The 23,651-nt window shown below is 34.5% G+C and carries 23 protein-coding genes; 6 read left to right on the top strand and 17 right to left on the bottom strand.

The annotated features are described in order from the left end of the window. Window positions 1–194: 194 nt before the first annotated feature. The 3 genes from glpT to FHP05_RS06275 form a co-directional block, all read right to left on the bottom strand. Complete coding sequence (gene glpT / locus FHP05_RS06285) at window positions 195–1,559, bottom strand: glycerol-3-phosphate transporter (protein ID WP_147666397.1); 1,365 nt, start codon at window positions 1,557–1,559, stop codon at window positions 195–197. A 365-nt stretch (window positions 1,560–1,924) separates the two neighbouring features. Then, window positions 1,925–2,881, bottom strand: coding sequence for an acetamidase/formamidase family protein (locus FHP05_RS06280; protein WP_147666396.1), 957 nt, complete (start codon window positions 2,879–2,881; stop codon window positions 1,925–1,927). 214 nt (window positions 2,882–3,095) lie between these two features. Then, window positions 3,096–3,995, bottom strand: coding sequence for a LysR family transcriptional regulator (locus FHP05_RS06275; RefSeq protein ID WP_147666395.1), 900 nt, complete (start codon window positions 3,993–3,995; stop codon window positions 3,096–3,098). 141 nt (window positions 3,996–4,136) lie between these two features. Between FHP05_RS06275 and FHP05_RS06270 the strand changes: the two genes are divergently transcribed. Then, complete coding sequence (locus FHP05_RS06270; RefSeq protein WP_147666394.1) at window positions 4,137–5,069, top strand: DMT family transporter; 933 nt, start codon at window positions 4,137–4,139, stop codon at window positions 5,067–5,069. A 54-nt stretch (window positions 5,070–5,123) separates the two neighbouring features. On the opposite strand, the gene FHP05_RS06265 is transcribed toward FHP05_RS06270, so the two are convergent. The 6 genes from FHP05_RS06265 to FHP05_RS06240 form a co-directional block, all read right to left on the bottom strand. Next, window positions 5,124–5,528, bottom strand: a complete 405-nt coding sequence (locus FHP05_RS06265) for a DUF3021 domain-containing protein (protein WP_147666393.1) — start codon at window positions 5,526–5,528, stop codon at window positions 5,124–5,126. Further along, window positions 5,529–5,978 (bottom strand): LytTR family DNA-binding domain-containing protein, encoded by a 450-nt coding sequence (locus tag FHP05_RS06260; RefSeq protein WP_147666392.1) that lies wholly within the window; start codon window positions 5,976–5,978, stop codon window positions 5,529–5,531. It abuts the gene before it with no gap. A gap of 27 nt (window positions 5,979–6,005) precedes the next feature. Further along, entirely contained in the window at window positions 6,006–6,752 is a 747-nt protein-coding gene (locus FHP05_RS06255; protein WP_147666391.1) for an ABC transporter permease, read from the bottom strand. Beyond that, on the bottom strand, window positions 6,752–7,693 hold the full coding sequence (locus tag FHP05_RS06250) for an ABC transporter ATP-binding protein (protein WP_147666390.1): 942 nt from the start codon (window positions 7,691–7,693) through the stop codon (window positions 6,752–6,754). Before FHP05_RS06250 ends, FHP05_RS06255 begins: the two co-directional genes overlap by 1 nt. 282 nt (window positions 7,694–7,975) lie before the next feature. Continuing rightward, window positions 7,976–8,839 carry a hypothetical protein gene (locus FHP05_RS06245; protein WP_147666389.1) on the bottom strand — a complete coding sequence of 288 codons (864 nt, stop codon included), beginning with the start codon at window positions 8,837–8,839 and terminating at the stop codon, window positions 7,976–7,978. Then, on the bottom strand, window positions 8,832–9,773 hold the full coding sequence (locus FHP05_RS06240) for a WD40/YVTN/BNR-like repeat-containing protein (protein ID WP_147666388.1): 942 nt from the start codon (window positions 9,771–9,773) through the stop codon (window positions 8,832–8,834). The genes FHP05_RS06245 and FHP05_RS06240 overlap by 8 nt, the downstream gene beginning before the upstream one ends. 484 nt (window positions 9,774–10,257) lie before the next feature. Between FHP05_RS06240 and FHP05_RS06235 the strand changes: the two genes are divergently transcribed. From FHP05_RS06235 to FHP05_RS15305, 3 genes are all read left to right on the top strand, one after another. Beyond that, window positions 10,258–10,824 carry a cupin domain-containing protein gene (locus FHP05_RS06235; protein WP_191126269.1) on the top strand — a complete coding sequence of 189 codons (567 nt, stop codon included), beginning with the start codon at window positions 10,258–10,260 and terminating at the stop codon, window positions 10,822–10,824. Window positions 10,825–11,142: 318 nt separating this feature from the next. Continuing rightward, a complete protein-coding gene (locus FHP05_RS06230; RefSeq protein ID WP_147666386.1) occupies window positions 11,143–12,492 on the top strand; it encodes an MFS transporter in 1,350 nt (449 codons plus the stop codon). A 277-nt stretch (window positions 12,493–12,769) separates the two neighbouring features. Continuing rightward, window positions 12,770–12,937, top strand: a complete 168-nt coding sequence (locus FHP05_RS15305) for a hypothetical protein (RefSeq protein WP_191126268.1) — start codon at window positions 12,770–12,772, stop codon at window positions 12,935–12,937. Window positions 12,938–13,169: 232 nt separating this feature from the next. Here the strand turns inward: FHP05_RS15305 and wrbA are convergent, their stop codons facing one another. The 7 genes from wrbA to FHP05_RS06195 form a co-directional block, all read right to left on the bottom strand. Further along, window positions 13,170–13,781 carry an NAD(P)H:quinone oxidoreductase type IV gene (wrbA, locus tag FHP05_RS06225; RefSeq protein ID WP_147666385.1) on the bottom strand — a complete coding sequence of 204 codons (612 nt, stop codon included), beginning with the start codon at window positions 13,779–13,781 and terminating at the stop codon, window positions 13,170–13,172. 241 nt (window positions 13,782–14,022) lie between these two features. Then, window positions 14,023–14,625: an alpha/beta hydrolase gene (locus tag FHP05_RS06220; protein WP_147666384.1), complete on the bottom strand. Its 603-nt coding sequence runs from the start codon at window positions 14,623–14,625 to the stop codon at window positions 14,023–14,025. 63 nt (window positions 14,626–14,688) lie between these two features. Beyond that, window positions 14,689–15,630 carry a ring-cleaving dioxygenase gene (locus tag FHP05_RS06215; RefSeq protein ID WP_147666383.1) on the bottom strand — a complete coding sequence of 314 codons (942 nt, stop codon included), beginning with the start codon at window positions 15,628–15,630 and terminating at the stop codon, window positions 14,689–14,691. Between the two features lie 258 nt (window positions 15,631–15,888). Next, window positions 15,889–16,344: a MarR family winged helix-turn-helix transcriptional regulator gene (locus FHP05_RS06210; protein WP_147666382.1), complete on the bottom strand. Its 456-nt coding sequence runs from the start codon at window positions 16,342–16,344 to the stop codon at window positions 15,889–15,891. 276 nt (window positions 16,345–16,620) lie between these two features. Then, a complete protein-coding gene (locus tag FHP05_RS06205) occupies window positions 16,621–17,073 on the bottom strand; it encodes a GNAT family N-acetyltransferase (RefSeq protein WP_147666381.1) in 453 nt (150 codons plus the stop codon). A gap of 190 nt (window positions 17,074–17,263) precedes the next feature. After that, the gene (locus FHP05_RS06200) at window positions 17,264–18,301 is read right to left on the bottom strand and encodes a PTS transporter subunit IIC (RefSeq protein WP_147666380.1); all 1,038 of its coding nucleotides are present in this window, start codon (window positions 18,299–18,301) and stop codon (window positions 17,264–17,266) included. Between the two features lie 258 nt (window positions 18,302–18,559). Then, window positions 18,560–19,321, bottom strand: coding sequence for an AAA family ATPase (locus FHP05_RS06195; RefSeq protein ID WP_147666379.1), 762 nt, complete (start codon window positions 19,319–19,321; stop codon window positions 18,560–18,562). Between the two features lie 247 nt (window positions 19,322–19,568). Here FHP05_RS06195 and FHP05_RS06190 point away from each other — a divergent pair, with 247 nt between their 5' ends. Together FHP05_RS06190 and FHP05_RS06185 are read left to right on the top strand one after the other, a co-directional pair. Further along, entirely contained in the window at window positions 19,569–20,453 is an 885-nt protein-coding gene (locus FHP05_RS06190; RefSeq protein WP_147666378.1) for a fructose bisphosphate aldolase, read from the top strand. Between the two features lie 186 nt (window positions 20,454–20,639). Further along, a complete protein-coding gene (locus FHP05_RS06185) occupies window positions 20,640–21,470 on the top strand; it encodes an MBL fold metallo-hydrolase (protein WP_147666377.1) in 831 nt (276 codons plus the stop codon). 650 nt (window positions 21,471–22,120) lie between these two features. Here the strand turns inward: FHP05_RS06185 and FHP05_RS06180 are convergent. After that, complete coding sequence (locus tag FHP05_RS06180; protein ID WP_147666376.1) at window positions 22,121–23,632, bottom strand: malate:quinone oxidoreductase; 1,512 nt, start codon at window positions 23,630–23,632, stop codon at window positions 22,121–22,123. Between the last annotated feature and the right edge of the window lie 19 nt (window positions 23,633–23,651).

The following is a 23,651-nucleotide window of genomic DNA, read 5'->3' as shown; positions in this document are numbered from 1 at the left end:
TGGGATAACGTACTAATTATTAATCAATTATTAGTTACAATTAAATATATCCAGCTATAACTAATCAGATTATAATAGTACAGACAAGACGTTGGTATCATGTATTTCAGTCTTACTAATACATGATATTTCTGTCTTTCATTTAAAAAATCTGCCAACACATATGTATTGGCAGACTATTACTTTTGTTTATTTTAATATTTTTTTACAACTTCTTGACCACGTACATTCCATGTAACTGCAAATAAAAGAACCGCAAGAACACATGAAACGGATAGTAAAATAAATCCTGCATCCCAATCAAAATGTTGTACAACAAATCCCATAATTGCGTTTGCTGATACGGCACCACCAATATAACCGAAGAAACCAGTTAATCCAGCTGCAGTTCCAGCTGCTTTTTTAGGTACAAAATCAAGTGCTTGTAGACCAATTAACATAACCGGTCCGTAAATCAGAAAACCAATAGCAATTAAAGCAATATTATCAATTAATGGATTCCCAGCAGGGTTAAACCAGTAAACAAGTACAGCTATTAATACACCTAACATAAATACAACACCTGCTGGTCCACGACGACCTTTAAATACTTTATCAGAAATGTATCCAGCTAATAGAGTTCCTGGTATACCTGCCCATTCGTATAAGAAATAAGCAAGTCCTGATTCGTTCATATCAAATCCTTTTTCTTCACTTAAGTAAGTAGGTGCCCAGTCTAATACACCATAACGAACAAAGTAAACGAAAATATTTGCAAATGCAATCGCCCACACCCATTTATTATTTAATACATATTTAAATAAAATTTCCTTGGTTGTTAATTCTGTTTCAAAAGTTTTTCTAGATTTACTTGGAAAATCATTTCGATGTTCCTCTATCGGAGGAAGCCCAACAGACTGTGGTGTATCACGTATTAACATATATGCAATTACAGCAATTACAAGAGCTACTAATGCAGGAAAGATAAAAACTCCTTCATAACCAAGATATGAAGCACCAAAATAGGTAGTTACAATGGAGACTCCCCCAATTGCAAGTGGGGCCATTAATCCTCCCCCAACATTATGTGCAACGTTCCAAATAGCTGTTTTTCCACCACGTTCACTCACACTAAACCAATGAACAAGTACACGACCAGATGGTGGCCAACCCATTCCTTGAACCCAACCATTTAAAAATAGCATAATAAACATAATCGTAATGGTTGAAGTGAAAAATGGAATAAATCCCATTAATAAATTTATAATTGCCGATAATACTAATCCCGTAACTAAAAACACACGGGCATTACTTCGATCCGAGACCGTTGCCATGACAAATTTACTGATTCCATATGCAATGGAGATAGCAGATAAAGCAATCCCTAATTCCCCTTTAGAAAAGCCCTCTTCCACTAAATAGGGCATCGCAAGAGAAAAGTTCTTCCTTATTAGATAATAAGCCGCATAACCAATAAAAATTCCCATAAAAACTTGCAGTCGAAGTTTTTTGTATTCCTTGTCAATTTGTTCCTCCGGTAATCTTTCGACAGCTGGAGCAGGTTTGAAAAACTTAAGCATAAAAGCTCCTCCTTGTTGTTAAAAATATCTTCTTTCATTAATTTGCCACCGAATAAAAATGCTATTCGACAATTAGTGAACTACCCTCCAATCCTTTAAAGATATATTTCTTATCTTAAATTCACGAAAAGGGACAATTAACCGAAAGCAAAAAAGACCACACTGAAATACACATCTTCCATTCCGAAAGATGTTCATTAGTGTGATCTCCTAATCTCCATTATCAATTAACTTGTCTGTTATAGACTAACTCTTATTTTTTCGTATGTCAACGCATACAATATGGTAATTAAAGGGGAGGTTTTAAAGATAAAAAGAGAGGGAAAATCATACCCCCCTCCCCGCAAGATAATATTTAAAGAAATTTATTTAAAAATAGAATTTGGTAAAAATGCAGAAACAAGCCAATTCGGTGCATCCACAATTTCACTAATTCTTAAATCTACAGCAACACTACATAACATGTATGCCTCTTCATCTGTTACACCATATGTGTTAACAATATGTTCGATCATATAGCGAATCGCATTTTGCGATGCTTTATATAAATCCTGCCCATGTCCAGTGGTCACATAGTACCCCATACTATCTGCTTCTGGAGTTGGTGGTCCTGGGATTTCATAACGAGGTTCAGCAATTGTTTTACCTTTATGCAATTTGAAACGAATCGTTGTTTCCATGGATGCTTCAATTGCTGTTCCACATACTTCTCCATCCCCTTGTGCTGCATGTGTGTCACCGATTGAAAACAATGCTCCTTCTACTTGAACTGGCAAATAAAGTTTCGTTCCTTTTACTAAGTGCCGAATATCCATATTACCACCATTATGACGTGGAGGTACGATACTGTGCTTTCCTGGTTCTTTCATAGCAACACCAATGGTTCCTGGAAATGGCTTAACAAACACATCAATCCCATGTAGAAATTCTGCCTTTTTACGGTTAGCTAAATCGATAATCTTTAATGCTGGATCTGGAAAATCATCAGCTAATAATCCAAATCCAGGGACAATTGCTGTCCAACCCCACTCTAACTGTCGAAAATCAATCATTTCAACTTCTAATGTATCCCCTGGTTCAGCACCCTTGACATAGATTGGACCTGCCACAGGGTTCAACTTTGAAAAATCAACATTCCTAACATCTTCTGCAGTAGAATTTTTATGAAATTGCCCACCAGAAGCTTCTACAATCTCATAGGTAATTGTTTGTCCAGAATCAACTTCAGCAATTGGTTTGATGGAATTATCCCAACCAATATGACTGTGTGAATGAAAATCATGGATGGTCATATATGGATGATTATGATGGTGAATGGTCATTAATCCCTCTCCTTTGCTTGTCGTATTTACTCCATTAAAGCACAAAGTAAATAATTTGCAAGGTAGTTCACAGAATTGTGACTATTCATCCTTATAAATAATTATAAAGAAGATTTGGTTATAATAAATTCTTGAAGTTGGAGTTTTAAAGCCAGTTAGCCTGTGATAGAATACCTCCGAAAATTATAAATATCATCTATTTTTTTCTCTAGCTTTACTCCTTAATTCTTGGAAGTTTTTCTGGTACATGTCTAGACCACGGTTTCAGATGTTCGATAAACTTTTTTGTTGCTGGGGCTAGATTGTTAAAGGACTTTGCTGCAATACCAATCGTGCGATAGTTTTCTTGTTCCAAATTAAGTACCCGGATTTTTGCTGGTAGTCGATATAAAGCCATTTCCGGAAGTATACTAATCCCCATCCCATGTTGTACCATGGAGAAGATTGCCTGGTCATCTTCCAACTCAAATTTCACATTAGGAGTAACATTGTTTTCTTTCAATATTCTCCTTAAATCATTATCGCTTCCTTGCTTTGCTCGAATAAGAGGTTCTTTCTCTACTTCCCCAAAGCTTACTTTACTTTTCTTTGCAAGTGGATGGTCTTCTGAGAGAATACATAGCATACGATCCTTTTTTAATGGAATCACTTCAAATTGATAGGATGTTGGGATCGATAGGAATCCAAAATCAACCTCTCCATTAAAAATCCATTCTTCAATTTCATCATAATCCCCTTCAAATAATTCAATGTCAATCGAAGGATAATGATTACTAAATTCCTTTAGAATTTCTGGTAGCCATTGAACCGATACACTAGAAAAAGTACCAATGCGAATCGTACCTATTTCTAAACCATTAATATCGGCTATTTCTTGCACCATTTCGTTATTCCACTTCAGTATTTCTCTTACATATCTTAAAACACGTTCACCATTACTAGTTAATGTAATGCCAGCTCGTCCTCGATTCAAAATGGAAAATCCCCATTCCGACTCTAGACTTGCAATGGCATGACTAACTGCAGACTGAGATAAGCTAAGTTCTTCCCCTGCTTTTGTCAAACTTCCTAGCTCAACAACTTTATTAAATATATCAAATTTCACCAATGACATTTTTTCACATCCCTATCATACTACCTTGATATCATTTACATGAATTTTTTTCATGCAAAAACTTAAAAACATTCACTTTTCTTATCCCAAGTTTACATTTATACTAGTTATTAATCAAATTTTACAGTCGGGTGATAAAAAATGAAGAAAGGAAAGCATCATATTTTTCATATAGGACAAGGAAACAATAATAATCAGTTAAAAGCAGACTTAATGATGGTGGTTGTAACAATGCTCTGGGGATCGTCCTATTTGTTTATGAAAATGGGGATTAACACAATTCAAGGATTTAATCTCGTCGGCTTACGATTCGGAATAGCCTTTATATTTGCCGGCGCAATCTTTTATAAGCGTTTAATAAAAACGGATTTTAAAACACTCAAATATGGGGCTCTTTTAGGATTCTTTTTATTTTCAACCCTATCTACCGTTACCATCGGGATGAATTACACATCTGTTTCAAATGCTGGCTTTATATTTAGTTTAGCTGTTGTATTTGTCCCATTATTACTAGCAATCTTTTTCAAAAGGAAGCCTGAACCGAAAGTGATTTTCGGAATCACTCTTGCTGTTATTGGAATTGCTCTCTTAACGTTGAACGGAGAAGTAAAGTTAAATAACGGTGATTTTTTAATCACCTTAGGAGCATTATTCTATGCACTATATATCATTGTTACAGATAGAATAACTAAACACGTTGATTCCATTAATCTTGGGGTTGTACAGCTTGGATTTGCCGGGTTATTCGGATTTGTTTTTTCATTCATTTTCGAAGAACCAAAGCTTCCAAATACAACAGAAGCATGGATTGCTGTACTGGCACTAGGTATTTTCTGTAGTGCCATCGGATTTATTGGTCAAACCATTGCTCAGAAATATACGACACCAACACGGACTGGTCTTATATTTTCATTGGAGCCGGTTTTCGCAGCATTATTCGCCTTCGTATTTATTGGCGAAATCCTAACGACAAAAGGTTACTTTGGTGCGGCACTTATTTTATTTGGTGTAATATCTACTAAAATTAACTGGAAAAAGATATTTGCCGGAAAAGAATATACAAAACCTATTTAGAAAATACAATGAGGTAGAATGGGGATTTTGACTTCCACATCCTACCTCACCTTTTTACTTTTGCAAATGCTCATTCATCGAAGCTTCTATTCTTTTGTAATATAAATAGAATCCAGTCCAATTCAGAATATAAATGATGACAAATACAATAATACCTGCGATTATGGAGAAAAACCGAAACGGTATCCAACCGATTGGAATAGCAATTAAAAAGTACCCAATGATAGAGGAACTAAAATGGATAACTGTTTGTTTTAATGGACTCCAATTCTCTTTTTCGAAAATAAAGGAGGACAATCCAAAATAAATACCAATAATTAAACTTGCAAGCATATATAACCAAATTTCTTCGATTGTTGTTTTAATTTGTGTAAATCGAATAATGGTCAAGGCAATAAATGTAAACAATCCACCAGTCGCAATACCCATCATGACTTTATTCCATATTTTATTGCTCATTTACTTGCCTCCCATTTCTAACTTTTCTTTGACTTTCGCCACAAATTTTCTTGTAATATACTCTTTATTTCCTGAATGAAAGTAAACACAAAGATTTCCGTTAAAAGACAGTTCAAACCGTTGAATTTGATTTAAATTTCCAATGACAGACTTCGAAAAGCGCATAAAACCATGGGGAACAAGAATCTCTTCTACTTCATAAAGTTTCTTTTTGATTTCAATATCTCCTTTTTTACATGAGGCAAATACTTTTCGCTTCTGAGCATATACGAAATCAATGTCATTTGGATCAAGTAACACCGTTTGTTCTTCTTCTACACCAAATAATCGTTCTTTCTTTCTTCTATTAATGACTTGAATGATTTCTTCCAATTCTTCTGTCCATTCATTCGTCTGAATGGTAATACATGTTTCTTTATATTTCTCATCAATTTCAATATTTACTTTCACCTTCACCCTCCATTTTAAAGTGCAACCTTAACCACGTGCCTGTTTTAAAAAATATGGGTAGCGTACCATTGCTAATAAAAAGCCTCCACAACCAAATGCCATTAATACAAGCAGTGATGTAAAGAAATCTTCTAACATTAATGTACCATGCATGGCATCTTGAAAGGATTGATGTGCCCAGTATTGTGGTAAAAATGTTGCAACCGTTTGTAAAATCTCTGGCATCATCTCAATTGGTACCCATAAACCACTTAATAAGGCTCCACCTAAAGCAATAACTTGTGTCAAGGCAATCCCCATATTTTCCGTTTTTACGAGTAATGCCATCGCCAAACCGAGACCTGTCACGGTAAATGCTAATGCAATGGATAAGTAAAATAAAAGGATTGGTTGCTTCATTTGTACATCATATACAACTTTTCCAAAACCAAATAGAATAATAATTTGAATACATACCATAAACATATACGGAATCCATTTTCCTAGCAAGTAATTTTTTGACGAAAGTGGTGTACTAGCTAAACGAGCTGTCATTCCTAAATCTCTATCTTTAATAAATGTTGATACCATCGAAATAATAATAAAAAAGACAAACATGACGGTATATCCCGGAATAATTGATGTAATAATCTCTTGCTTCGCTATCTTCTCCGCTCCTGAAGTAAATACCGTAATAAATAAAACAGTTAAAATAATTGGCAAAATAACCATCCAAAATAACAGTCCTCTATCTTGTAAATTCTTTTTCATCTCTAATATAAATACAGCCCCCATCACCATTTACCTCCCATGGCTTGCTCTTGTAATGCTTTTTTATCGTCTCGTAATTCATTTCCAGTCAATGAAAAAAACACATCTTCCAGTCGTGGTCGAACAATTTCCAATTGTATAAGCTCCTCTGGTTCATCCTGGTATCGATGTAACACTGCTTCCATAACAGGTATGGGTGTATTTGTTGTAATCAGATAGCCACCATGATGATTGGTTACTTTTCCAAACCTATCGAGTTCTTCTGGTAATGCTTGATTGCCTTTAACAAAAACAGACGGTATCGCATGCTTCTGCAATAATTCATTAACCGCTCCATGTTCAATGATTTTCCCCTGGTCAATAAAGGCAACCCCATCACATAATTTTTCGATTTCTTCCATATAATGTGTAGCATATATAATCGTGCAACCCTTTTTCTTTAATCGCGCAATCATTTGAAAAATATAACTTCTGGATTGTGGATCAATACCCACAGTTGGCTCATCCATAATAATGAGTTTCGGTCCATGCATTAATGCACAACCAATATTTAATCGTCGCTTCATTCCCCCAGAGTATTTCATCACTTTGTCTTTCCCACGCTCAGATAATCCGATTTCTTCTAATACTTCTGCTGCACGCTTTCTAAGTTCCTTTCCTCTTAATCCATATAACCTACCAAAAAAATATAGATTACTTATTGCAGATAGATTTTGCTCCAAACATATCTCTTGGGGCACATACCCGATTTGGTCCTTTTGACTACCGTTTGGTTGATTGGCTATTTGGATTTTTCCTTGATAATCCAGAATGATAGATGCTAAGATTTTTAATAAAGTAGATTTCCCTGCCCCATTTGGACCGACTAAGCCATAGCAACTTCCTTTAGATATCGATAAAGAAACTTGTTTTAAAGCCTCGTTTTTTCCATACCAACTTGTCACCTGTTCGATTTGCAATAACATATTACCACCACCTTTTTTCTTTATTATGGCAGTGATTTCTGTCTTTTAGGTTAAAATTGGAATAAGTTGTATCTATCCATGAATGAAACAACAGGAAAGTAGAATAAGATGAATGAAACATCACACATCTTATTGGGAGGTTTTTTTTGAAAACCCTACTTTTCGGGCCATGAGGTTGTAATTTCCACTTAGGGAGAGGTGAAAATAAATGCACCTAAGTATGGACGAGACAACCGATGAGGATGCCACTTCGGCTTGAGGTGTTGAACTTTTCTGTTGAAGCTAGTGTGCACCCTTATAATTCAATAAAATTGGTTTATTGTCTTCCATTGTCGCCCGATATAAATTAATTTCTCCGGATGGTGGTGTTGCAGAGGACGAGTCTACTGTGAAATTTTCATTTAATGATATCGTCCACTTTGCTTGATTATTTTCAGTCAATACGATAGCAAGTGTGCCAAACTGAACGATATGATCCCAGTCAAATGTTTCCGTTTGGCCATTTTGTGTAACAGAAATTCCGTCTGTATTGCTTATCATCTCTACATTATTTCCTTTCCATACACCTTGTATTTCAGCTCCAACATAATAATAAGAAAGTCCCCCACCACGGTCACCATATGTACCGATATATTGATGTATGATTCCATTTTCTGTAAGATATGTTACCGCTGCAATATCATTTGCTAACCATTCCACTTTAAATCTTCCATCTGTTTGATAGGGTAATGTTTCTTTTGGTAGAGCAAGAATTCCGTAATAATTTCTGTAATAAACCGCCTCATTCGTTTTTATATTCTCTTTTATCGTTAAAACATGTTTAAAATCAGGTGATATGCTTGTTATATTTTTGATTTTTGAATGACTGTCAGCGAGCAGTACTCCATTAGCAATAATAAACACAGCTACAATACTTGCCCCAACCCATTTCCATTTTCTGGTAAGTGAAAACAAAAACAATAATGAAGTGGCTAAGCAAATTACACAAATTATATTCACGATGTAAAATATCCGATCATCTACATACTCAACTTGCAATCTAGTATGTACGAATAAATATGCTATTTGCAAACAAAAGAAACCGATTGCGAGAAGGAATAAGAATGAACCAATTATTTTTATTCGTTTATGATGATTGTTATTCATCTGGCTTTACCTCCGTCAAAAAAGACCATGTTTTACCATTATCTTTTGAAATAAATTTCCCTTTCACTTTGCCACCTTTATAATCACCATTAGGACCTTGATTAACGAGTAATGCCAAATGGTCTCCCTCTTTAACAGGCATTTCAGCAGTAACAAAGATTTTATCATACTTTTCTGGAATATGAATCATCGCTTCCGTCCATGTATCTCCCCCATCTTGGGTTACATGGAAATCTGGTTCTTCCGGATTAATCGTTCCATAGGATAAAAATCCAGTTTTTTCATCTATAAATCCACCGTCCGAAAGCAATCTCGTTACACCCGATTGACTGGTTTCCTCCCAGTTTTCTCCACCGTCATGGGTTAAAAACACACTTGATAACTCTTGTGACATTGTTCGGTCACCAGATAGGATGACATAACCGAATGTATCATTTAAAAAGGCTACTTTTCGAAAGCGAATAGCTGGATAAGGCTTTGTAACATCAGCATGTTCCCATGTTGTACCTTGATCAAGCGAATATGTTACTACAATTTTATTTTCATATTCCGTTAATTTATCCATATATAACAATGCCACTCGATTTTCCGTAAGAATAAAGCTGTTATTAATGAGCTCTTCTTTGTCCCCATTATACTCCCCAGCAAATAATTTATCCTTCTCAACTGGAACTGTAAGCCAATTTTCTCCCTTATCGAATGTAATATGTAGCTCATTATTTTGAAGAGCATAACCAATTGTTTCATCTTCAACATATATCGGCTGTAACTGTTCTACTTGTTGTTCCGGTTCCTTTTGTAGTTCTTGATGATTTTGTCCCGCAATCGGTTGTTCAGATGGAGGAGGATTTTGGGTAATTTGTTGGTTATATATTGTCGCAAAGGTTAAACCTGCTATCATTATACCTGCGATACCTATTATAAGTTTTTTCAATGTATGTTCCCCCCTAAACCTATTTTAAATTTATAAGATAATAAAGAAGACCTGGTTCAGATGGAGTTTTTACTTCACCTGAACCTTAGTCGCACTTATTTATTACACCTGTATATAATACCATAAACATCAAATAAGATTGGACGACCGAAAATGCAAAAAAGACACGAAATCGGTCATCCAAATGGATTTGGATGACCATAAATACATGAAAAGAAGAAAATTGGGCAACCAAATGATTTTTGATGACCGAAAATACAAATTAAATACGAAATTGGGTATCCAAACTGTTTTTAATGACCACAAACACAAAAAGAACAGAAAAACGGTCACCCAAAAAGATTGTTTTTTTTAAAATTCCTACTTACTATTATCAAATAGGAATTTTCCATTAAGAGGTAAGCTAGATCTATATGATACCCCGGGCACACTCCCAATTCCATCACATAGAATATGTTATAAAACTGAGAAAGGAATGAGCAACTTGTACTATATTCCACATGTATATCCATGTCCTTATTACATCTATTTTCCGATGTATAATGGGGATAGCAGATTAATGAGGTCCTGGACTTTTGCCGATGAAATAGAATATGCCAAACTGCATGGGTATGCATCACCCACAAATGAAAACAGATTAAAAGACTATGGAAATAATCCATTTGTTATCAATATTGAGGAGGCTGCTAAAAGAAATAATACATTCCGCACAGCAATATGGACTGGTGAACATTTACAAGTTACATTGATGAGTATTGATGTCGGAGAGGATGTTGGGCTAGAAGTACACCCTAATACTGATCAATTCTTACGTATTGAGGAGGGCCAAGGAGTTGTTCAGATGGGCGATACGAAAGATGATTTAAGTTTTGAAAGATATGTATATAATAATGATGCCATCATGGTACCAGCTGGAAAGTGGCATAACCTAGTAAACACTGGAAACAAACCACTTAAACTTTACAGCATCTATGCTCCACCAGAGCATCCATTTGGTACTATTCATCAAACAAAGGCAGATGACATAGAACATGAAAAACATGGACAATAATCAATAAGACGCACAAACGTTTTGCAAAATTTGCAATTAAAATTAAAGCTCACATACTAAGAATATAGAGTACATCTTGTATGTGAGCTTCTTCCTTTTTTATTACCATTCTAAAATTAGCATTGAACAATGTAATTTCCTACTAAGTTATATAATTTGAATTTATTACACTTTATCTTAAATAAAACACTTTTTTAGAAATAATTTAATGTAATAATAGAAATAATAAATAAATTATGTATATAAGGTAAGATTTACAAAAACAGGGAAAAGATAGTATGTAGTACAGAATACATATATGAAAATTCGGGTGATGAAATGACGAAAATAAAACACAGCCCTTGGTTATTATTAATAACGATTGGACTTGGAACCTTACTAAATCCTTTAAATTCCTCCATGATTTCCGTTGCATTAACGCAAATGCAACATGATTTCGCTTTAACGTTTGCAGATGCTTCATGGCTAATTTCAATATTTTATCTTGCTAGTGCAGCTGGACAACCAGTGATGGGAAAATTAAGTGACATGTTCGGGGCGAAACGATTATTTATGACTGGACTAGTATTAGTAGTAATTGCTTGCTTTTTGGCTCCCTTTTCTCCTAATTATGGCTTTTTACTTGGGTGTAGAGCACTGCAAGCAATTGGCAGTTCTACTTTATTTCCAAGTGGAATGAGTATGATTCGTTCCCATATTACGGAAAAACAAGCACGGGCAATTGCTATTATTTCAGTTTTTTCATCCACCTCAGCAGCATTCGGACCGGCAATCGGTGGTTTTCTTATTGCAGAGTGGGACTGGCCAGCCATATTTATGATTAATGTCCCAATTATTATTATTGCTTTTGTCATGGCAATTTTCATTTTACCAAAGGCAAGTAAAGTAAATATTGATTTAAAACGGATTGATGTCACAGGAATCCTGCTTTTTACTGTTTCTATTCTGGGATTGATTCTATTCTTACTTTCTCTTACAGAACAAATTCGCTGGTCAGCATTATTTATCTGTGTCATAGCTGGAATTTTATTTTTTCTTATCGAGAAAAGAAAACATGAGCCCTTTATTGATGTAGAAGCACTTCAAAGAAATAAAAATGTAAACTTAATTTACCTCATCTTTATCCTAATAAACGCAGTGTATTATAATTATTTTTTCGGGCTCCCTACTCTCTTACAACAAGTTCGTGGTTACAGCGAAGAACATACAGGATTAATCATGCTTGCACTTGCAGGATTTAGTGTCTTTATCACACCTTTTGTTGGGCGATTAATCGACAGAAAAGGATCCAAGTTGTCGATGATTATCGGTGCGACACTCCTTCTTGTTGGAACAGGTCTATTAATAACATACAATGATGCATCTCCACTTTTGTGGTTAATTTTTATCATGGCTATTCTTGGTATCAGCAATGGATTTAACAATATCTCTGCACAGATGGCTCTTTATGAACATGTCGATAAGGAAAAAACAGGTACAGCATCTGGCCTGTTTCAAACAAGCCGTTACTTAGGTGCCATTTTATCTGGAAGTTTTCTTGGAATGGCATTTAGCAAGCATATCGATGATGCTCATTTTCACATGGTTATTATTGTTTCCTTTGTTGTTTGTATTGGTATTGTTGGCTTAACTGTAAAACTACCGAAAAAAGCTAGTCAACGTGTATAAGTCAAACAATAAGTAGTTATATTACTACTAAAGATTTGTAAATTTAAACATTAAAACATCTAGGTCTTAAATGGAGACCTGGATTTTTTCGTTTAATCCTAATAATATTCGAGTACAACTAAAATATCATTCACGCTACTTTGAAAATTATTCATTTTTTTGCCGTAAAAAGTAAAGTCCTGTTCATCATGTTAAAATATATATAGAAAGAATGTGAAATAATACACACAATGATTGCAATATCGTTTATAAAATATATAGAAGGAGGTAGATTTCAATGAAAATAAAAAACTTAACTAAACTTATACTAATTGCGGTAGCATTAGGAGCAGGTATAAGCACACTAGTTTTGAGTGTATTAGGAAACATCGAGGTAAATAGTGCAATAATTTTATTATCAATTGGACTGACATGTTTAGCATTTTTAAAATTACAAGAGATGTAATTGTCAAAATTTCACCTATGATATCAAATTAAATACATTTTTCCCTTGATTTGTTTAGCTATAATTCCCACTTCAACATATCGTATTTCTATTTTTATTCTTGAGTGTTTTAAAATTATCCACCTCAATCTATTTAGTTATTGTATTTTGATGTATTTGCTGATATTTGATTGTACTAAAAGAGAAAAGAGCCAATCGAATTTCAATTGGCTCCTTTAGAAATATAAAATACTTATTGATTTCCTTTTTTCACCCATTCAGCAACTGTGACCGTACGTTTTGCTTGGTGCTTCACAGCAGCTTCCACATCTTCTACCATTTCTCCATCTTGGTTGACTGATACACTTGTTCCATATGGATTTCCACCTGCACCAATTACTGCTGGGTCAGTAAAGCCAGGAGCAGCAATAATCGCACCCCAATGCATCATGGAAGTATATAAAGATAATAATGTTGCTTCTTGACCACCATGTGGATTTTGTGCAGAAGTCATCCCACTTACTACTTTATTGACTGTTTTACCACTTGCCCATAGGCCACCTTGTATATCAAGGAACTGTTTCATTTGTGATGGAATGTTTCCAAAACGTGTTGGAACACTAAATATAATCGCATCTGCCCATTCTAAATCTTCGGATGTTGCTACTGGAACATCTTTCGTTGCTTCGACAGTTGCTTTCCATCCTTCATTTGCTTCAATAACAGATTCTGGTGCTAGTTCTTCTACTTTTAATACTTTTACCTCAGCACCGATTTCCTTCGCACCTTCTGCAGCCCATTTTGCTAACTGATAGTTTGTTCCACCCATACTATAAAATATTACCGCTAATTTTACATTTTCCATTTTATCCATCTCCTCTGATTTTCTAAATAAATGTGTATAAGAATATATAATAATTATGTTTTTTGTTTGAAAGTATTATCTGCTATAACCACCACCTTTATAGAAATTGAGCAATTCAATACGTTATATCTTTCTTATTCCCATCTATAGGAATTTTATTATCATTTCTAATTCATACATCTCGCTTTCGAGACTTTAAAGTAAAAAAACTGTCATTCTTTCTTTCAAAAAGTACTTCATTCTATAAAGACATATACCATTTACGTGCAGCTTCAATTTCTGTTCCTGTCAATTGATGTCCCCTGGTTTCCCAATGAATCTGCACATCAGCATTTGCTGCTTCAAATAAGTCTTGAAGTTCTAAAGATTCTTCTGACGAACAAATTGGATCATTTACACCGGCACCGATAAACACAGATTTCCCTGATAAATCTGGCAGTACCATTCCTCTTCTAGGAACCATTGGATGATGTAATATAGCGCCTTTTAACGCATCTTGATAGTGAAATAACAGACTCGCAGCAATATTCGCTCCGTTCGAATAACCGACGGCAGTCACATTATTTCTGTCAAAATCATATGTTTTAGCTGCATCATCAAGAAACTGATTTAATTCTTTCGTACGGAATATCAGATCTTCTTCATCAAATACTCCTTCTCTTAATCTTTTAAAAAAACGTGGCATTCCATTTTCTAATACATTACCTCGAACACTTAATATGGAAGCTTTTTCATCGATTCTTTGTGCAATTGGTAATAAATCGGATTCACTTCCCCCCGTGCCATGAAGTAATAGGAATGTTGTCTTTTTAGGATTTGTTCCCTTATTGAATATATGCTTCATTCCTTATCCCCCTTAAACACTGATTACCCTTTACATATTTACAACAGAAAATTCCCTTTGACATTATGAATCCAATTCTTTTATTCTAATTGGTATCAAACGACGTTCAAGTTGTTCTCTATATTGTTCATATTGCACTGGTAACATTAGTTTTTCTCCCATCGTTTCCTCTGACTCATCATGTGAGAAACCAGGAGGGTCTGTTGCAATTTCAAATAAAATCTCTCCATGTTCCTTGAAGTAAATAGAATTAAAATAATTTCTATCCTGGACAGGAGTGACACGATACCCATTTGCTGCCATTTTTCTCTGCCATTTCAATTGATCATTGTCATCCGTCGCTCGCCATGCAATATGATGAACTGTTCCAACTCCCATATGTCCTCTGTCTTTTGGAGTTACTTTCAAATCAATGATATTTCCAATATCAGCTGATGAACGGAAACGAATATAGTCTCCTTCCTCTCCAATACGTTCGAGGCCCATTAGCTTTTCTAATAATTCCGCTGTTTTGTTCGGATGGGCGGAATACAAAGTGGCTCCACCAAAACCTTTAATTGCTACTGCTGGCGTTATTCTACCAAAAGCCCATGGATTCATTTCCCCTTCTTCTCTTTCTACAATTTCTAGCTGAAGCCCATGTGGATCAACAAATTTCAAAACATATTCACCAAAGCGTTCTATTTTCGTATAGGAAATATGAAATGTATTTAATCGTTGTTCCCAAAATTCCATAGCTCCTTTAGGAACAACATACGAGGTAACACCTACCTGACCGTCACCAATCTTCCCTGGATATGCATCAGCCCATGGAAAAAAGGTAATAATTGTCCCAGGATTACCTCCCTTATTACCAAAGTAGAGATGATAAGTACCTGGGTCATCAAAGTTTACTGTTCGTTTTACTAAACGCAATCCTAAGACACCAGCATAAAAATCTATATTTTCTTGTGGATGACCTACTATTGCCGTAATATGATGAATTCCACTTGTTTTACTCATCAAATCATTTCCCTCCTACTTTTTCCATTAAGAAGTGTATTACGTGATATGAAATATAAAGAAGACTTCGTTCAGATAGAGTTTTTATTTCACCTGAATCTTAGTCACACTTATTTCGAAGTTTGGCATAACTTTTCCCACCTAAAGAAGCAGGGGTATTCGTAACGCCGCAAAGATAAACTGGAACTTAAAGGATATGATTATCGAATGAAATTATCCTTAATTAATATATTACGAAATCGAGATAAATATTTAAAAAAATTAAAGACTCTCTGCGTAATATCCTAATTTTTTTAACTGTTGAATCATAACCTTTTTTTCATTAACGTCTAAACCAGCAAATATCTCTTTAATTGCCTGTTTGTGTTTAGGAAAAACATCATCCATAAACTTTGTTCCTTCTTCTGTTATTGTTGCATATGTGATACGACGATCCTTTGGACAAGGTTTTCTCTTTAATAAATTTTTCTTCTCCAATTTATCTACCACATACGTAATACTACTGCTAGCAATTAAGACCTTTTGGCCAATTTTTTGGATTGGTTGGTCACCTTTACTATAAATCAACTCAAGAACTGCAAATTCAGTGGGATTTAGTCCTAAACATTTTATATCTTCCTCAACACGTCTTTTAATTGATTCTAAAGCTCGAGTCAAAACAATAAATAACTTTAAAGATAATTGTTCTTCTTGTTCATTTTTGTGTTGATTATTCATGACTATCATCCTTTTTATTATCTCGAATTCGAGACAATTATATAATGGGTAACTTTCCTTTGTCAACTAGTTGAACTTATTTCATTTATAAACAGATTTTTTCTCACAAAATTTGTCCCCATAAATTCCCTCGAATCTTTGATTTTCATCGTTCATTTATAATGTATGTATTTTACCAAATCATGGTACATTTGTTCGCAAGCCCTAAATAATAGCATGCCGAATGAATGTGTTATATTTCCCATTGATACAACATAACATTCCTTTAAAAACACCTCATGGATTTGATGTTAATTCCCACTTTAATAGTCCATTCACTAACTTAACTCTAGTCATTTGTAACTTTTCTAGCACCCTAATGGATGGAAGATTATCATGCCTACATTCTGCAACAATTCTTTCCACATTTCCAGTTGAAAATGCCCAATCTATTAATGCTTGTACTGCTTCTGTTGCATAACCTTTATTTTGTGCGATAGGGACAATTCCATATCCTATTTCAACCGTGTTTTCGCCATTTGGTTTTCCTTTAAAACCAATATCTCCTATCACTCTGTCTCCTTTGTCAAAAACAAACCATACACCCCAACCTAATAAAGCGGAGTCCTCTTCTAATTTCTCTACATACAGATTTATATGGGGACCAATCTCATAGTCCTCTGTTGAAATGGTTGATAAAAGCTCATTTGTGCAAGGAATGACCCTTAATCTGTCTGTGTGTAATTCCATTTTTTCACTCCTTTCTATATCCAAATATAATGCATCAACATCTTTTATGGAAGAAAATTTTAATAAAGAATGTTTTTTAAAAAATACTAGAAAAGACCAAATCCTGAAAGATTCAGTCTTTAATAGTCTATTTTTTATCTTCTTTTATCATCACACCGTTTTTATATTGGGATTCAAATACACCACAATATTATTCAAAATCTAATTTATAATCGTCATTTGTAATAATCTGATATTTCTTAGAAAAGATATAAATAAGAGCATAATTTAACATAACTGGGATAATAAAAAACACACTAACCATAATTGATATATTTCCCATTGTCCATCCTGTATCTGTCAGATTAATATAGTTTAATGGACCTACCAATCCAGATAAACCAAATCCTGCACTATACGGTGTGCCTTGAATATTAAACACACCAGCCAAAGCACCGAGAATAGCTGAAGTAATGAGCATTGGATAAGCAATTCTAGGCTTCATAAAAAAATTTCTCATTTGAATTTTTGGTGATCCTAATACATGGGCTAATGCAGTTCCTAGTGAATTTGACTTGTAACTTGCAATTGCAAGACCTACACCTGTCGCTACAATTCCAAGATTAGCTGCACCTGAACCGATTCCAGATAACATAATGGCAGTTGCTACCCCGACAGTTGAAATAGGTGAAAGAATAATCAAACAGAAAACAACGGCAATAATTGACCCCATTATAATCGGCTGCAATGATGTCACATAGTCAATACCACTTCCTATTACAAGTGTGAGTGACTTCACATATGGAAGTAACATATACCCAAACAACCCTGGCACTAAAATACTCAGTGTCGGAATTAATAAAATGCTATATCCCTTTAGCCTACCCCCAATCCACTGTAGAAATAATACGGTCAAAGCAACTGTGATACCTGTATTAACAACAATACCAATTCCGTTAAGCGTAAATGCGTCACCCGTCTTCACAATAGCTCCACTACCAATCATTGCTGCAATTCCTACACTTGCTATTTGAATGGGAGTCATTTTAAATAGAACACCAACCATCACTCCCATTAAGACTGGAAGTAAACTCATCACCATTACGGTGATATCCAGTAAGTGTTCAAGTGGAGAGAAATAAGGAATAACTAGCTTCATCAATTCTCCTAGTAATGCATTCGGAATTAAAGCAACTACAATACCAATACTCATACCATTTAACAATTTGTTGAAAAAATCCTTTGTCATTCCAAGTTCCCTCCAATTTTTATATATTGGTTCAATATTATAGCAAAATTCTAAATATAATCAATACAAATTTCGGAATAATTTTTATTAGCGTGAAAATAGATAAAAAAATTAAAAAAGCCCTCCATCTCACAATGTGAAGGCCGATTTGGTCTATAAATTATTCTTTTTATCTACATCTTCCTTTATTAAGAGTCATTGAATATTGTATTAACCCAATCATATATCTTAAACTATCTATTTACCTCAACTCTTTTTTCATCCGTCTTGAAACAAATGATGCAACATCCGATCTTTATTATCAAAAAATTGCTTCATCATTTGGTAATGACCAGTCTCCTCTAATCTACGCTCTGCCATGCCATTTTCCGTTAACTCCATTATCTTTGCATCGTGGTACGCCATAATAATAGGTGAGTGTGTCGAGATAATAAATTGGGCACCTTGATGGACTAAATCGTGTATCCGGCTAAGCGTGGACATTTGTCGTAATGGAGATAGTGCCGCTTCCGGTTCGTCCAAAATATACACACCATTTCCTTCAAAGCGATGGATGAACGTCGCAAAAAACGCCTCCCCATGTGATTGCTCATGTAACGACTTTCCGCAGAATCGGTCAATCACTCTTGCCCCGCCCAATGGTTCATTATCTAATTCTTCAATATCGGTAGCTAGGTTATAGTATGTCTCAGCTCTGAAAAAGAAGCCATCTTTCGGCAAAAACATTCCCTTAGCCACACGCAAATATTCATCAAGAATAGAATGCGAATCATAGCTGGAAAAATTAAAATTACGCGACCCCCCTTCAGGGTTAAAACCCAGTGCAACAGCAATTCCTTCTAATAATGTAGACTTCCCCATTCCATTTTCACCAACAATATATGTCACGTTCGGATGGAATGTAAGCTTTTTAAACATTTGGATGACTGGCAAATTAAATGGAAATTGATTGTATGAGGGAATCTGGTCTTTTTTCAAATCAATACTTTTAATATATTGTGTATCAGAATTAAGTTTCATATTGATAACACCTCGTTTACAGATTATTTTACCATGCAAGAAGTAAACAGTCATGAGGATATCCTGTATTTGTATCAACACACAAAGACTTAACATAAAGGTTCTTATCATGAAATCGCACACATGACTATAACCTTTACCCTTTTCATGCTACAATATAGATGGTTAAAGTTGCGTAAACGCATTCTTATGTATACTATATTTATGGTGACAATGATAAACTAGTCATGATAAAGGAGTGGAAATAATGAATCAAAAACAATATGAAAAGATTAAAAACGAAAAAGGTTTCATTGCAGCATTAGACCAAAGTGGTGGTAGTACACCAAAAGCACTAGCAGCTTATGGTATTCAAGCTGATGCTTATTCAAATGAGGACGAAATGTTTGATTTAGTACATGAGATGAGAACGAGAATTATTACATCTCCTGCTTTTGATTCCGAATACATACTTGGTGCTATTCTATTCGAACAAACTATGGATCGCACAATCGAAGGTAAATATACTGGTGATTTCTTATATGAAGAAAAAGGTGTTGTTCCTTTTCTAAAAGTGGATAAAGGACTTGCTGAAGAATCAAATGGTGTGCAAATGATGAAGCCAATTCATGATTTAGATGAAACACTTCGCCGTGCAAATGAACGTCATATTTTCGGTACAAAAATGCGTTCCGTTATTAAAAACTATAATGAAGAAGGAATCAAAGCTATTGTTGATCAACAGTTTGAAATTGGTAAGAAGATCGTTGCAGCTGGTCTCGTTCCAATCATTGAACCAGAAGTTGATATTCACAGCCCTGAAAAAGAAAAATGCGAAGAACTATTAAATGCTGAAATCCTAAAACACCTTAACAACTTAAGTGAAGATGAAAATGTTATGTTAAAATTAACAATTCCTACAAAAGCAAATCTATATAAAGAGTTAATTGATCACCCAAGAGTTGTCCGTGTTGTTGCACTTTCTGGTGGTTATTCTACAGATGAAGCAAACACTAAACTAAAACAAAATGATGGCCTAATTGCTAGCTTCTCTAGAGCATTGAGCCAAGATTTAAATGTTAACCAAACAGACGAAGAATTTAATACCGCATTACAAAAAGCAGTTAAATCTATTTATGAAGCTTCTATCTAAATGAAGGCTTAAAGCGAGTGGTTTTTAATAACCATTCGCTTTTTTCTTTAAATAGCATATATTTCTTCTACCCTTTTATACACATAGCTATTCTATTGTGGATGTAATTAACCAATTTCTCACAACTGAATACTTATTCATTTTATGTTATAATTTAATGAATTCAGAAAATATGGGAGAGATTTTATGTTATTAAAGAAGGATTTTACACAGCAGACAATAAATGGGGTTCAAATAGGAAATGGTATGATAGCATTCCAAGGGATAAAATTAAATGTTCATTGTTTTGCTCTAGATGGTGTTTTAATTGATACGGGGGCAAAATCACTAGAAAAACAATTCAAGTCTTTTTTCAAACAACAAGATCTAGATCAAGTGGTAATTACACATTATCATGAAGATCATACAGGTTGTGCAGCATTTTTACAAAAAGAAATGCAGCTACCTGTTTATATGAATGATATTATGATTGATTATTGCAAAAAGAAAGCAGATTATCCATTGTATCGAAAAGTATTTTGGGGGAAGCGAAAACCTTTTCAAGCAAAGCATATTGGAAAAACCTTTTCATCACTTAACGCAACATGGGACGTGATTGAAACACCAGGTCATGCAATCGATCATGTTGCATTTCTAAATCGTGAAACCGGTCAACTTTTTACTGGAGATTTATATGTTCAAGAAAAGACGAAAGTTGCTTTACGCGAAGAAAGCATTCCAACTATCATTCATTCCTTAAAGAAAGTACTAACCTATGACTTTGAGGATGTATTTTGCTGCCATGCTGGTTATTTAAAAGATGGACGTACCGCTTTACAAAGAAAGCTGGATTACTTATTACATCTCCAAGGGAAAGTAATCAAACTCTATGAAGATGGATTGTCACCAAAGCATATTAGCAGTACCATTTTCCTTAAAAAATATCCCATCACCTCTCTTTCTTTAGGCGAATGGAATTCCATACACATTGTAAATTCGATTATTCAAGAACATTTAAAAGGTTCCATTACAGTTTAGTTGATCGAACTGAGAACATGTGTGATCTTATTCCTATAATAATCTACTTAAAAGTTCGCAAAATACCTGCAATAAAGTCTTACATACCTACAAATTATGTAACCTTTACTTTGATTGGATAACCGATAAAATCCATAGCTACCTCAATCATAAAAGAAAGAGAATGACTGCATGATTTTAACAAACATCAATTTCCAGCATTTTATTCCATAAATATTGAAAATGGAAGGAATGTCCCGATCATTTGCAAGTAGAATGGATAAAAATGTTGGTACAAATTTATTATAATAATTTTTTATAAAATCCCTTAGATATTATTTGCAATTTCGGAATTTTCTGTTAAGATAAAGTTATCCCAATTTGAAACGTACATTACTTTACAAGCATATTCTTTATATTACTATAAATTTTATAACTTGTTTAGTTATAGTATTATCAATATCCAATACCGAAATAAATATATATCCAGATCTAAATTAGGAACATTTAATTGAGTCAGTCATATCATTTTGGTGGGAATCCCTACTTATTTTGGGACACGTAAAAAAGGCTTCCCACAAACTGTGAAAAGCCTTTTCTAATAGAAAAGAATTATAATCCGCGACTAATTTGAAGTCATTTAAATTAAAATTCAACAAAACAATAACTGTTTATTGATCCACCGTTTCTAATGGTTTGGTTTTGTTTAGTTGAAGTGCCTCCGCTGTTGAAGCATCAATCTCATTAAAGAGTTCTGGGTTTTCAGCTAGTTTCATACCATAAGAAGGAACCATCTCTTTGATTTTTGCTTCCCATTCCTGTGCTTGTTGTGGGAAACATGTATTGATCAATTCAAACATAACGTGAACAGCAGTAGACGCACCTGGTGAAGCACCAAGTAATGCGGCAATTGATCCATCAGCTGAACTAACCAATTCTGTACCAAATTGAAGCGTTCCTTTACCACCTGCATCTGTATCTTTAATTACCTGAACACGTTGACCTGCAACAACAATATCCCAATCTTCACTTTTAGCATTTGGAATAAAATCACGTAATTCTTCAATACGTTGTTCTTTAGATAACATCAGTTGTTGAACAAGGTATTTTGTTAATGGGATATTTTTTGCACCTGATGCTAACATTGTTAACACGTTATTTGGTTTAACAGAACCAATTAAATCTAGATTGGACCCAGTTTTTAGGAATTTTGGTGAAAAACCAGCAAACGGTCCAAATAATAATGATCTTTCCCCTTCGATATAGCGTGTATCCAAATGTGGAACAGACATTGGTGGAGCACCAACTGCAGCTTTTCCGTATACTTTTGCATGATGTTTTTCTACGACTTCTGGATTATTACATACTAGGAATAATCCACTTACTGGGAATCCTCCAATATGCTTACTTTCTGGAATAGCCGTCTTTTGTAGTAAAGGCAGACTTCCTCCACCGGCACCAATAAAGACGAAGTTTGCAGTGTGATACTCAAGTGTACCACGTTCAAAGTTTCGCACTTTTACTTCCCAAACACCGTTTTCATTACGTTTTATATCTTCTACCGTATGGTTATAATTTATATTAACATCTTGATTTTTTAAGTTATCTAACAATTTACGTGTTAGTGCACCAAAGTTGACATCGGTTCCAGAGTCAATTTTCGTTGCGGCAATTGGTTGATTGACTGCTCGGTCTTGCATGATAAGTGGAATCCACTCTTTTAATTTTTCCGGGTCATCAGAGAAATCCATTCCTTGAAATAGAGGAATTTCTGATAGCGCTTCAAATCGTTTTTTCAAAAACTTTACATTATCTTCCCCATGTACTAAACTCATATGAGGTAATGGCATAATAAATTCTTGCGGATTTTCTAGTTGATTTTTATTTACAAGGTAGGACCAAAACTGTTTTGAGACTTGAAACTGTTCATTAATTTTTAGAGCCTTTGAAATGTCTAAAGAACCATCTGGTTGTTCAGGAGTATAATTTAACTCACATAACGCTGAATGCCCCGTTCCTGCATTATTCCATTCGTTAGAGCTTTCTTTTCCCGCTTCGTCAAGCTTCTCAAATACTTCAATTTTCCAGTCCGGCGCTAATTCCTTCAAGAGTGTACCTAAAGTCGCACTCATGATTCCAGCACCAATTAAGATAACATCTGCTGTAGTTTGTTTGTTATTCATTTTTACCTTCCTTATACTC

The sequence above is a fragment of the Cerasibacillus terrae genome, from assembly GCF_008039555.1.
In the GTDB taxonomy this organism is placed as follows: Bacteria; Bacillota; Bacilli; order Bacillales; family Amphibacillaceae; genus Cerasibacillus; species Cerasibacillus terrae.
Note: the sequence above shows the minus strand (reverse complement) of the source record. Positions and strands in the feature narration are given on the sequence as shown.

Excerpts from the sequence above, each read along its gene's own strand:
- glpT (WP_147666397.1), bottom strand. The coding sequence starts at position 1,559 with ATGCTTAAGTTTTTCAAACCTGCTCCAGCTGTCGAAAGATTACCGGAG.
- FHP05_RS06280 (WP_147666396.1), bottom strand. The coding sequence starts at position 2,881 with ATGACCATTCACCATCATAATCATCCATATATGACCATCCATGATTTT.
- FHP05_RS06275 (WP_147666395.1), bottom strand. The coding sequence starts at position 3,995 with ATGTCATTGGTGAAATTTGATATATTTAATAAAGTTGTTGAGCTAGGA.
- FHP05_RS06270 (WP_147666394.1), top strand. The coding sequence starts at position 4,137 with ATGAAGAAAGGAAAGCATCATATTTTTCATATAGGACAAGGAAACAAT.
- FHP05_RS06265 (WP_147666393.1), bottom strand. The coding sequence starts at position 5,528 with ATGAGCAATAAAATATGGAATAAAGTCATGATGGGTATTGCGACTGGT.
- FHP05_RS06255 (WP_147666391.1), bottom strand. The coding sequence starts at position 6,752 with ATGGGGGCTGTATTTATATTAGAGATGAAAAAGAATTTACAAGATAGA.
- FHP05_RS06250 (WP_147666390.1), bottom strand. The coding sequence starts at position 7,693 with ATGTTATTGCAAATCGAACAGGTGACAAGTTGGTATGGAAAAAACGAG.
- FHP05_RS06245 (WP_147666389.1), bottom strand. The coding sequence starts at position 8,839 with ATGAATAACAATCATCATAAACGAATAAAAATAATTGGTTCATTCTTA.
- FHP05_RS06230 (WP_147666386.1), top strand. The coding sequence starts at position 11,143 with ATGACGAAAATAAAACACAGCCCTTGGTTATTATTAATAACGATTGGA.
- FHP05_RS15305 (WP_191126268.1), top strand. The coding sequence starts at position 12,770 with ATGAAAATAAAAAACTTAACTAAACTTATACTAATTGCGGTAGCATTA.
- wrbA (WP_147666385.1), bottom strand. The coding sequence starts at position 13,781 with ATGGAAAATGTAAAATTAGCGGTAATATTTTATAGTATGGGTGGAACA.
- FHP05_RS06220 (WP_147666384.1), bottom strand. The coding sequence starts at position 14,625 with ATGAAGCATATATTCAATAAGGGAACAAATCCTAAAAAGACAACATTC.
- FHP05_RS06210 (WP_147666382.1), bottom strand. The coding sequence starts at position 16,344 with ATGAATAATCAACACAAAAATGAACAAGAAGAACAATTATCTTTAAAG.
- FHP05_RS06205 (WP_147666381.1), bottom strand. The coding sequence starts at position 17,073 with ATGGAATTACACACAGACAGATTAAGGGTCATTCCTTGCACAAATGAG.
- FHP05_RS06200 (WP_147666380.1), bottom strand. The coding sequence starts at position 18,301 with ATGACAAAGGATTTTTTCAACAAATTGTTAAATGGTATGAGTATTGGT.
- FHP05_RS06195 (WP_147666379.1), bottom strand. The coding sequence starts at position 19,321 with ATGAAACTTAATTCTGATACACAATATATTAAAAGTATTGATTTGAAA.
- FHP05_RS06190 (WP_147666378.1), top strand. The coding sequence starts at position 19,569 with ATGAATCAAAAACAATATGAAAAGATTAAAAACGAAAAAGGTTTCATT.
- FHP05_RS06185 (WP_147666377.1), top strand. The coding sequence starts at position 20,640 with ATGTTATTAAAGAAGGATTTTACACAGCAGACAATAAATGGGGTTCAA.
- FHP05_RS06180 (WP_147666376.1), bottom strand. The coding sequence starts at position 23,632 with ATGAATAACAAACAAACTACAGCAGATGTTATCTTAATTGGTGCTGGA.